The organism is Streptomyces hainanensis, assembly GCF_004348415.1.
Taxonomy (GTDB): domain Bacteria; phylum Actinomycetota; class Actinomycetes; order Streptomycetales; family Streptomycetaceae; genus Streptomyces; species Streptomyces hainanensis.
In genome coordinates this window covers 1-10,402 of the sequence record NZ_SMKI01000279.1, presented here as the reverse complement: position 1 = coordinate 10,402, position 10,402 = coordinate 1, and the positions used below count along the sequence as shown (strand labels likewise).

Below are 10,402 nucleotides of genomic sequence, written 5' to 3'. Positions count from 1 at the left end.
GTACGACATCACGCCGTACCTCATCGAGGGCGCCAACCAGATCGCGGTCGAGGTCTACCGCTACTCCGACGGCGACTGGCTGGAGGACCAGGACATGATCCGGCTGAGCGGCATCTTCCGCCCGGTGACGACGACCGCCCGGGGCCCGGCTCCGCCGGTCAGGCCGCCTGCCATCGGCGGCCGTTGACCTGCCCGGGCTCGCAGCCGATGTGGTAGCGGACGCGACGCCCCAGCACGCGCCTGGCGGGCGCCCGGCAGCCACGGGGGCGACGCCCACGGCCGGGGTCACGGGACGGCGGTGCCGCCCTCCGCACGCCGACGGTCACGGCGAAGCCGCCGACCGGCACGGCGTCCAGCGGCGCCTCGGCATCCCGGTCGTGGTCGGCGCGGCCGGCCTCGGTGGGGTCGTTCGACGGGGTCGCCGGCGCGGCCGACCGCCCGGGCCGGGCGGCCGCGCCGCTCCCGCCCGCGGTCGAGCCCGCGGCGGCGCCCCGCATCAGCGGCCGTGCCGCAGTGCGGGGTGGGTGCCGGCGGCGACCAGGTCGGCGACCGCGCTGCGCGGGTCGCGGCCGGTCACCAGGGACTCGCCGACCAGCACGGCGTCGGCGCCCTCGTTCGCGTACGCGATCAGGTCGTGCGGCCCGCGCACGCCGGACTCGGCCACCGTGACGATGTGGTCCGGGATCTCGGGCGCGACCCGGGCGAAGGTGCCGCGGTCGACCTCGAGCGTCTTGAGGTTCCTGGCGTTGACCCCGATGATCCGCGCCCCGGCGTCGACGGCGCGCGCCGCCTCGTCCTCGTCGTGGGCCTCGACCAGCGGCGTGAGGCCGATGGACTCGGCCCGCTCGACCAGCGAGACCAGCGCCGGCTGGTCGAGCGCGGCGACGATCAGCAGCACCAGGTCGGCGCCGTGCGCGCGCGCCTCCCACAGCTGGTAGGAGGAGACGATGAAGTCCTTGCGGAGCACCGGGATGTCCACCCGGGACCGGACGGCGGTGAGGTCGTCGAGGGAGCCGCCGAAGCGGCGCTGCTCGGTGAGCACGGAGATGACCGACGCGCCGCCCGACTCGTAGTCGGCGGCCAGCCCGGCCGGGTCGGCGATCGCGGCCAGCGCGCCCTTGGACGGGCTCGAGCGCTTGACCTCGCAGATCACGGAGACGCCTGCGCCCTTGAGGGCCGCCACCCCGTCCTTGGCCTGCGGGGCCTTGGCCGCGGTTTCCTTGAGCTCGTCGAGGCTTACCCGCGCCTGCCGCTCGGCAAGATCGGCGCGGACTCCTTCGATGATCTCGTCGAGGACACTCACGCGACCGGCCCCTTCCTGTCGGTTTGGGAATCCCGGACCACAGTCCTGGGGGGAGCAATCACACCGATGGTATCCGGCGGTGGGCAGAGGTTTCGCACCCGCCCGGGCGTTGTCCCACATATCGGACAGGCCCGACACTTCGCCTGGTCAGGGTGCCAGCACGGCGCCGATCGGCAGGTTGCGAAGCACCGTGAAGGCCAGCGCCGCGCCGCCCAGGCCCCAGGCGACGGCGCGGGGAGGCGGGGCCGGCGGTGGTCGGCGGAGGAGGGCCGACATCAGCCGGAGCGCGAGGAACAGCGCCAGCACGGCGCCCGCGGCCACCACGAGCGCGTTGGCGCCCAGTGCGGCGCCGAGGTCCCCCCTGGCGAGGGCGGCGGCGCAGCGAAGCCCACCGCAGCCGGGGCAGTGGAGCCCGGTGAGCGCCGGCACCGGACAGGCCGGGTGGGGCAGGAGCGCCGCGGGGGCGACGAGGACCGCGCCGGCGCAGAAGACGCCGGCCGCGGCGGCCCAGCCGAGCGAACGCGCGCCCTGGGCGCGGGGAGGTGGCACACGCCCAGCTTCAGGGCGCGCCGCCCACCCCGCAATCGGTACGGCCCGCGGCGCGGCCCGAGCGGGACGTCAGCCGCTGACGGTGGCCTGCTCCGACTCGGCGCCGGTGTCGCCCGCCCGGTCGGCGGCGACGGTCACGGCGGCCGGCTCGGCCGCGCCGGCCCTGACCTTGGCCTTGGCGCCGTGCGCCTGGTCGGCCGGCACCTGCTGCTGGCCGAAGCCCATCGCCTTGAGCACCAGGCCGGCGACGCCACCGAGCGCGACGATCAGGAGGCCGGCCAGCACGCCGAGGGGCTGCGCCATGATCGTGTAGGCGCTGCTGACGCCCGTGCCGACGAAGATGATCAGGACGGCGATCCAGGCGGCGGGAGAGTTTCCGTGGTGGTATTTGTCCGCCATGTGTGCTCCTTGTGAGTCCAAGAGTCGGGCGTGCGGGCGTTCGCTCGGGCACTGTCGTCCATTGTCGCAGCCGGTCCCGACAGTCCCTGGCGGGGTCCCGGATGGCCGGGGGGAACCCCGTGCGGAAGGCTCCGGAAAAGGCTCCGGAAAGGCTTCGGGAGTGGCTTCGGGGGACGGGCCCTCCGGCCCTAGGTCGGGTCCTCGCCCCGGTCGAGCGCCCGCCAGATGTCCTCGGGGCGGTCGCTCTGCCCGGACGTCGTCCCCGGCCGCCGTCGTTCGACGCGGCGCCCCGTCCGCTCGTACCGCGCCGACATGGCCGGCCACTGCCGGCCGTAGCTCAGCGCCAGCAGGCCGGCGCACAGCGACAGCAGGCCGCCGACCGCGGAGACCCAGGGCCAGCCGGTGTGGCTGACGCTGCTGACGGCGGCCTCGCTGAGGCCCATCACCTCCGCCGCGCTGTCCTCGAGGGCGTCCAGGTCGCCCGCGCCGAGCAGCGCCGCGCCGATCGATCCGGCGCCGCTGAGGGCGAGCACTCCGGAGACCAGGGTGCGGCCGGTGCCGCGGACGGCGAACACGGCGACCAGCGCCGCGAGTCCGACCAGGGCCAGGGCGCTCGGCAGGGCGGAGACGGCGTTGCCGTTGGCCGTCACCGGGAGTTCGGCACCGGCGGCCGACGCCTCGCCCTCGCCCCAGGTCTGGCCGGCGGCGATCAACACGACGGCGGCCCCGGCCGCGCCGCTCAGCAGCGCGCCGGCGAGGGCGCGCCGTGGCGCGCTTGAACTGCCGGCAGTGGGGTCACGCTTCACGCCTCCACGCTACCTCGCAGCTTTCCGGCCGTGGCCACCGCCCTGAGCACGGCCGCCGCCTTGTTCCGACACTCGGTGTCCTCGGCGACCGGATCCGAGTCGGCCACCACCCCCGCGCCCGCCTGGACGTGGGCGACACCGTCGCGCAGCACGGCCGTGCGGATGGCGATGGCGGTGTCCGCGTCGCCCGCGAAGTCGAGGTAGCCGACGCAGCCGCCGTAGACGCCGCGCCTGGTCGGCTCCAGCTCCTCGATGATCTGGAGGGCGCGCGGCTTGGGGGCGCCGGAGAGGGTGCCGGCCGGGAAGCAGGCGGTGAGCGCGTCGAAGGCGGTGCGCCCCTCGGCCAGCCGCCCGGTGACGGTGGAGACGATGTGCATCACGTGGCTGTAGCGCTCGACGGACATGAAGTCGACCACCTCCACGCTGCCCGGGCGGCTGACCCGCCCGAGGTCGTTGCGGCCGAGGTCGACCAGCATCAGGTGCTCGGCGCGCTCCTTGGGGTCGGCGAGCAGCTCCTCGGCGAGCGCCGCGTCCTCCTGCGGGGTGGCGCCGCGCGGCCGGGTGCCGGCGATCGGGTGCAGCATGGCCCGGCCGTCCTCGACCTTGACCAGCGCCTCCGGGCTGGAGCCGACGACGTCGAAGTCGCCGCCCTCGCCGGCGAACCGGAACAGGTACATGTAGGGGCTGGGGTTGGTGGCCCGCAGCACCCGGTAGACGTCGAGGGCGCTGGCCGGGCAGGGCGTCTCGAAGCGCTGCGACGGCACCACCTGGAAGGCGTCGCCCGCCCTGATGTACTCCTTGACCCGCTCCACGGCCGCCTGGTAGTCGGGGCCGCCCCAGCGGGCGGTGAACGGCGGCAGCTCGGACGGCGGGAGGGCCACGGCGCCGACGGGCGCCGGCCTGGCCAGGTCGGCCTCCATGGCGTCGAGCCGGGCCACCGCGTCCGCGTGGGCCTCGTCGACGCCGGTGTCGAGGTCGTTGTGGTTGATCGCGTTGGCGATCAGCAGCACGGTGCCGTCGCGGTGGTCGAGGACCGCCAGGTCGGAGGCGAGGAGCATGGTCAGCTCGGGCAGCGCCAGGTCGTCGCGGGTGCTGTCGCCGACCGACTCGAGGCGGCGCACCACGTCGTAGCCGAGGTAGCCGACCAGGCCGCCGGTGAAGGGCGGCAGCTCCGGGTCGCGTGGGGTGTGGAGGGCCCGCAGCGTCTCGCGCAGCACGTGCAGCGGGTCGCCTTCGCGTGGCACCGAGACCGGCGGGGTGCCCAGCCAGTGGGCACGGCCGTCCCGGACGGTGAGGGCGGCCGAGCTGCGGACCCCGACGAAGGAGTAGCGCGACCAGGTGCGGCCGTTCTCCGCGGATTCGAGGAGGAAGGTGCCGGGGCGCTCACCCGCGAGCTTGCGGTAGAGCGCGATGGGGGTGTCGCCGTCGGCGAGGAGGCGGCGGGTGACGGGAATCACCCGGCGTTCCTTGGCGAGCACCCGGAAACGGTCGAGGTCCATGCCGGCTGAGCCTACTGCCCCAGCGGGAGGGCGCCGGCGTCGAAGCAGGTGCGGTCCCCGGTGTGACAGGCGGCGCCCACCTGGTCGACCCTGACCAGCACGGTGTCGCCGTCGCAGTCGAGCGCCACCGACTTGACGTGCTGCACGTGGCCCGAGGTGTCGCCCTTGACCCAGTACTCCTGGCGGCTGCGGCTCCAGTAGGTGCAGCGCCCGGTGGTGAGGGTGCGGCGCAGGGCCTCGTCGTCCATCCAGCCGAGCATCAGTACCTCGCCGGTGTCGTACTGCTGGGCGATGGCGGGCACCAGGCCGTCCGGGTTGCGCTTGAGGCGGGCGGCGACGGCCGGGTCGAGAGCGGGGGTGCTGGGCATGTGTCCATTCTGCCGCCCCGCCGCCCCAGACCCTAAGGTGGAGATCATGTCAACCCATGCGAAGCGTGAACGGCTGCTGCTGGCCGATCTCTTGGAGACCTCGGGACCGGACGCCCCCACCCTGTGCGAGGGCTGGACGACCCGGGACCTGGCCGCCCACGTCGTGGTGCGGGAGCGCCGCCCGGACGCGGCGAGCGGCATCATCATCAAGCCGCTGGCGGCGCGCGGTGAGCGGGTGCGCAACGAGTTCGCCGCCAAGCCGTACGACGAGCTGATCCAGCTGATCAGGCTCGGGCCGCCGCGGGTGTCGCCGTTCTCGCTGAAGCAGATCGACGAGGCGGCCAACACGGTCGAGTTCTTCGTCCACGCCGAGGACATCAGGCGCGCCCAGCCCGAGTGGGCGCCGCGGCCGCTCGACCCGGTCTTCGCCGACGCGCTGTGGCGCCGGGTCGAGTCCGGGGCCCGGATCATGGGGCGGCGCAGCCCGGTGGGGCTCGTGCTGCGCCGGCCGAACGGGCAGGTGGCCGTCGCGCACAAGGGCGCCCCGGTGGTCACGGTCACCGGCGAGCCCGGCGAGCTGCTGATGTTCGCCTCCGGCCGGCAGGACGCGGCCAAGGTCACCGTGGAGGGCGACGAGGAGGCCGTGGCCAAGCTGCGGGCCGCCACGCTCGGCTTCGCCTGACGGGCGCGCCGCCCGGCTCGGTCTCCGGTGTCGAGTCGACCGTTCGGCGCGCCCCACGACCGTTCAACGTCCCCGTGAGCGGCGCCTGTTGACAGTCGGGCGCGGCCTTGCCACGCTTCCGCCGTTCCCTTGAAAGCGCTTACCAACGGGGTTTCGCGGGTATCGAATGAATCGATTCACGTTCGACGCGAGTCCGACCCCCGCGGTCGGCGCCTGAGTCCAGCACACGGGAGTGATGGATGAAAGGAATCCTGAGAGCCGCCGGCACCGCGCTCGCCGTGGTCGCCGCCGCGGCCGCGGCGGCCGTCGGACTGCCGGGGACGGCCGCGGCGGCCGCCGCCGGCCCGACCGTCTACATCGCGAGCGACTCCACCGCACAGACGTACAACTCCGGCTACGAGCCGCAGACGGGCTGGGGCCAGGTCCTCGACCGCTACTTCGCCGACGACGTGACCGTCGCCAACCACGCCATCGGCGGCCGGAGTTCGCGCAACTTCATCGAGCAGGGTCGGCTCCAGACGATCCTGAACCAGATCCAGCCGGGCGACTACCTGTTCGTCCAGTTCGGGCACAACGACGCCTCCGTCACCATCCCCGACCGGTACACCTCTCCGGCGGACTACAAGGAGTACCTGCGGAACGACTACATCGGCGGCGCCCGCGCCCGTGGCGCCATCCCGGTGATCGTCACCCCCGTCTCGCGCCGTTCCTTCAACGCGACCACCGGGCGCTTCAACGTCTCCTTCCCGGAGTACGTGCAGCGGGCCGTCGAGGTGGCCCAGGAGGAGAACGTGCCGCTGATCGACCTCTCCGCGTCGAGCCGCGCCTACCTCGACTCCATCGGCCCCGAGGCCGCCAGGGACGTCTTCCTGCACACCGACCCGGGCGAGTACCCGGGCCGTCCGAACGGCACCGCGGACGACACCCACTTCCAGCGGTACGGCGCGCTGCAGATGGCCCGGCTGATCGCCCGCGAGGTGCGCGGCGAAGGCCTGACGCTCTCCTCCCTGGTACGCGACACGGTGAGCGACGTCTACGACCTCGGCCCCGCGAGCGGGCCGGTCGCCTCCTCGTTCACCCAGGTCACCGCCGCCACGTCCTACACCACGGCGCGCGGCTACGGCATCGTCGGCAGCGGGCTGATCGAGCGTGACCGGGGCACCGCGATGAACGAGCTCCAGCGGGACTTCGTGGCCCTCTTCAACGGCCAGTACGAGTTCCGCGCCAACGTGCCCAACGGCGTCTACGACGTGAAGGTCAGCGTCGGGGACGCCACCGGCTCGGCGCGCACCAACGTGGTCGTCGAGGGCTCGGTGACGGGCCGGCTGGCCCCCGCCGCCAACACCGCCACGGCACAGACGTACGCGAACGTCACGGTGACGGACGGCGTGCTCAACCTGGTGGTGTCCGGCGAGACCGGGCACCTGAACGCCGTCGAGATCCTGCCGGCGGCCTGAGACCGGTCCGGGCGTCCAAGGCCCCCAACATCCATGGGCGCCCGGGCCACTTCACACCGCTCCGGCGGCTACTCCCCCGGCCTCCTGACCAGTTCGATCACGCTGGTCAGGTTGTTCGCCCCGTAGCCGGCCGCGGCGGTGCGGCGGAACAGCTCCCACAGGGCGGTCGGGAGCGTGGTGCCGAGACCGGCGTCCGCGAAGGTCTCCACGAGGTGTCCGGCACCGGTGACCTGCATGTCCAGGCTGTTGAACTCGCCCGGGTACACGCCGCGTTCGATCTCGTCGGTCACCTCGTCGAGGAGGCCGAGCGGGCCCTCGGCGGTGAGATCGCGGAGCAGGCCCAGCAGGTGGGACCGCGCCTCGGCGGCCGACACGCCCGCGGTCCCCAGCAGCGCGGTGGCGTGGAGGTAGCTGGTCAGCACCGACCAGAAGACGAGGATCATCGCCTGGTAGTGGAGCATCGCGAGCCCCGGGTCCGTGCCCCGGTGGTCGGGTCGGCCGAGCGCCGCGAGGGCGTCCCGGTGGGCTTCCAGGGCGGCCTCGGCGCCGGCGTAGAAGACGTGGGCGCCGGGCTTGCCGACGCCGGGCGGTGGCGTCATGACGCCACCGGCCAGCAGTTCGGCGCCGCGGTCCGCCGCCCAGCGGTGGGCCGCGCGCACCCGGTCCGGGGTGTCGTCGCTGAGGTTCGCGAGCACCCGGCCACGGAACACGGACGGCTCGACGCCGTCCAGGACCGCGTGCATGGCGGCGTAGTCGACCAGGCTCAGCACGGTCAACTCGCCGGCGGCCAGCGCCTCGGCGGGCGACCCCGCGAGCCTCGCCCCGCTGGCGACCAGCGGTTCCGCTCTGGCGGCGGTGCGGTTCCACACCGTGACGGGGTGGCCGGCGGCCAGCAGGGCGGCGGCCATGGCGGAGCCCATGGCGCCCAGGCCGATCACGGTCACGGGTTCCGGCGTGCGGTCGGTCATCGTGGTGTTCTCCAGGATCGTTGACATGAGGTCCTTCGACGGGCCCCACGGTGCGCCCGGTCCCTTCGGGTCGCCCACGGTTCCGCCACGGGTGGGGCCGAAGGGCCGGTTAACCTGGCGGGATGCGCTTCGGAGTGCTGGGCCCGCTGGCCGTGTGGACGGACGAGGGCGCGCCGGTCACCGTCCCGGACGCCAAGGTGCGGACGCTGCTCGCCGACCTGCTGGCGCACGGCGGCGAACCGGTCCCGGTCGACCGGCTGGTCCACGATCTGTGGGGCGACCGGCCACCGCGCGATCCCGTGGGCACCCTCCAGGCCCGGGTCTCCCAGCTGCGGGGCGCGTTGGCCGGCGCGGAGCGGGGCGGCCGGGCGCTGGTGGCGCACGGGCCGGCGGGGTACGCGCTGCGCGCCGCTGCCGGCGGGGTGGACGCGGACGAGTTCGGCGCCCTGCTCGCCCGGGGCTCCCGGGCGGTGTCGGCGGCGCGGGTGGCGCTGTTGGACGAGGCGTTGCGGCTGTGGCGGGGCCCGGCCTTCGCCGAGTACGCGGACACGGAGTTCGTCCGGCCGATGGCGGCCCGACTCGCCGAACAGCGGCTGACGGCGGTCGAGCTGCGGGCCGAGGCGCGGCTGGAGCTGGGGGAACGCGAGGCGGTACTGGGCGAGTTGGCGGAGCTCGTCGTGCTCCATCCGTTGCGCGAGCGGCTACGGGTGATCCAGCTGCGGGCGCTGTGGCAGGCGGGCCGGCAGGACGCGGCGCTGGCGGCGTTCGAGGAGGTGCGGCGCGGCCTGGCCGAGGAGTTGGGGGTGGATCCCGGCCCCGAGCTGGCCGGGCTGCACGCGGCGATCCTGCGGCAGGACCTGGTGGCGGCGCCGCGGTCGGCCCGGCCGCGGTCCCGACTGCCCTCGCAGCTCACCGGGTTGGTCGGGCGGGAGCGGGAGCTCGCCGAGGTCGGGCGGCTGCTGCCGAGCTGCCGGCTGGTGACGCTGGCGGGCACCGGTGGGGTGGGCAAGACGCGGCTCGCCCTCGCGGTGGCGGAGCGGGCGTCGGAGGCCGCCCTCCCCGACGGGGTCTGGCTGGTGGAGCTGGCGGCCTGCGACGCGGACGGCGTGCCGGAGGCGGTCGCGGCCGCGCTCGGGGTGCGGGACGACGCCCCCGGTGGCGGCGATCTGACGGGACGGACGGCCGAGGCGCTGCGGGACCGGCGGGCGCTGCTCGTGCTGGACAACTGCGAGCACCTGGTGGACGCGGCGGCGGCGTTGGCGGCCCGGCTGCTGGCGGCGGCGCCCGAGCTGCGGATCCTGGCGACCAGCCGGGAACCGCTGGGGATCCGCGGCGAGCGGATCTACCCGGTCGGTTCGCTCGAACCGCCCGACGCGGTGCGGCTGTTCGCGGCGCGGGCGGCGGCAGCGGCCGGCTTCCGGCTGGACGAGGCGAACCAGGCGGCGGTGGCGGCGCTCTGCCGCCGACTCGACGGGCTGCCGCTGGCGCTCGAGCTGGCCGCGACCCGGGTGCGGACCCTGGGTGTGCGGGAGTTGGCCGCCGCGCTCGACGACCGGTTCGCGGTGCTCTCGGCCGGAGCCCGGGACGCGCCGCCGCGGCAGCGGACGCTGCGGGCGGTGATCGACTGGAGCTGGGAGCTGTTGGGCGAGCCGGAGCGCGTGGTGTTGCGGCGGCTCGCGGTGCTGGCGGACGGCTGTGCGCGGGACGCGGTGACCCTGGTGTGCGGGGGCGACCTCGATGCCCTGGCCCTGCTGGTGGACCGCTCGCTGGTGGTGGCCGAGGAGGGCCGGTTCCGGCTGTTGGAGTCCGTGGCGGCCTACGCCCTGGAACGGCTGCGGGAGGCGGGCGAGGAGGAGGCGGTGCGGGACCGGCACGCCGACCACTACGCGGCGCTGGCGGAGCGGGCGGCGCCCGGCCTGCGCGGGCCCCGGCAGTGCGAGTGGCTCGACCGGCTGGACGCGGAGGCGCCCCAGCTGCGCGCCGCACTGGAGTGGGCGGCGGGGCGGGGCGCGGCCGAGCGGGCGATGCGGCTGGCCAACTCCCTGTCCTGGTACTGGTATCTGCGTGGCCGGCGGGGTGAGGCGCGGCGATTCCTGGCGCTGGCGCTGGCCGCCGAGGGGCCGGCGCCGGCGGGTGTCCGGGCGGTGGCCGGGGCGTGGCTGGCCGGGATGTCGGCTCTCGACCCGACGGAGGGCGAGCCGCGTGCGGAGGTGGCGCTGCGCGGCTTCGCGGGGCTCGACGAGCCGGCGGCGCTGGCGTACGCGGAGTGGTTTCTGGCGTTGTCGCACTGGTCCCTGGGCGATCACCGGGAGCACGCGGCCCGGGTGGAGCGGGCGTTGGCGGTGTTCCGGCGGCTCGGTGACCGGTGGGG

Annotated in this window: 11 protein-coding genes and 1 pseudogene; 4 read left to right on the top strand and 8 right to left on the bottom strand. The window is 75.0% G+C overall.

Annotated elements, in window-relative coordinates:
• Nucleotides 1-127: pseudogene (locus E1283_RS23470) on the top strand (sugar-binding domain-containing protein); the annotation flags it as partial.
• 31 nt (nt 128-158) lie between these two features.
• On the opposite strand, the gene trpM reads toward E1283_RS23470, so the two are convergent.
• From trpM to hisI, 7 genes are all read right to left on the bottom strand, one after another.
• Nucleotides 159-497 (bottom strand): tryptophan biosynthesis modulator TrpM, encoded by a 339-nt coding sequence (gene trpM, locus E1283_RS39960; RefSeq protein WP_243745046.1) that lies wholly within the window; start codon nt 495-497, stop codon nt 159-161.
• On the bottom strand, nt 497-1,303 hold the full coding sequence (gene trpC / locus E1283_RS23460; RefSeq protein WP_132820112.1) for an indole-3-glycerol phosphate synthase TrpC: 807 nt from the start codon (nt 1,301-1,303) through the stop codon (nt 497-499). The genes trpM and trpC overlap by 1 nt, the downstream gene beginning before the upstream one ends.
• A 147-nt stretch (nt 1,304-1,450) precedes the next feature.
• Entirely contained in the window at nt 1,451-1,852 is a 402-nt protein-coding gene (locus E1283_RS23455; RefSeq protein WP_243745045.1) for a DUF2752 domain-containing protein, read from the bottom strand.
• A gap of 69 nt (nt 1,853-1,921) precedes the next feature.
• The gene (locus tag E1283_RS38215; protein WP_207930502.1) at nt 1,922-2,251 is read right to left on the bottom strand and encodes an HGxxPAAW family protein; all 330 of its coding nucleotides are present in this window, start codon (nt 2,249-2,251) and stop codon (nt 1,922-1,924) included.
• 188 nt (nt 2,252-2,439) lie between these two features.
• Nucleotides 2,440-3,057 carry a TIGR02234 family membrane protein gene (locus tag E1283_RS23445; RefSeq protein WP_132820110.1) on the bottom strand — a complete coding sequence of 206 codons (618 nt, stop codon included), beginning with the start codon at nt 3,055-3,057 and terminating at the stop codon, nt 2,440-2,442.
• On the bottom strand, nt 3,054-4,556 hold the full coding sequence (locus E1283_RS23440) for an anthranilate synthase component I (protein ID WP_132820109.1): 1,503 nt from the start codon (nt 4,554-4,556) through the stop codon (nt 3,054-3,056). Before E1283_RS23440 ends, E1283_RS23445 begins: the two co-directional genes overlap by 4 nt.
• Before the next feature lie 11 nt (nt 4,557-4,567).
• Nucleotides 4,568-4,924, bottom strand: coding sequence for a phosphoribosyl-AMP cyclohydrolase (hisI, locus tag E1283_RS23435; protein ID WP_132820108.1), 357 nt, complete (start codon nt 4,922-4,924; stop codon nt 4,568-4,570).
• A gap of 46 nt (nt 4,925-4,970) precedes the next feature.
• Between hisI and E1283_RS23430 the strand changes: the two genes are divergently transcribed.
• Nucleotides 4,971-5,606, top strand: a complete 636-nt coding sequence (locus tag E1283_RS23430; RefSeq protein WP_132820107.1) for a TIGR03085 family metal-binding protein — start codon at nt 4,971-4,973, stop codon at nt 5,604-5,606.
• 239 nt (nt 5,607-5,845) lie between these two features.
• Nucleotides 5,846-7,063, top strand: a complete 1,218-nt coding sequence (locus tag E1283_RS23425; RefSeq protein WP_132820106.1) for a rhamnogalacturonan acetylesterase — start codon at nt 5,846-5,848, stop codon at nt 7,061-7,063.
• A gap of 68 nt (nt 7,064-7,131) precedes the next feature.
• On the opposite strand, the gene E1283_RS23420 is transcribed toward E1283_RS23425, so the two are convergent.
• Complete coding sequence (locus E1283_RS23420; RefSeq protein ID WP_207930501.1) at nt 7,132-8,058, bottom strand: NAD(P)-dependent oxidoreductase; 927 nt, start codon at nt 8,056-8,058, stop codon at nt 7,132-7,134.
• Nucleotides 8,059-8,153: 95 nt separating this feature from the next.
• On the opposite strand from E1283_RS23420, the gene E1283_RS23415 reads away from it, so the two are divergent.
• Nucleotides 8,154-10,402 (top strand): ATP-binding protein (locus tag E1283_RS23415; protein ID WP_132820105.1); only part of this gene is annotated, 2,249 nt, incomplete at its 3' end.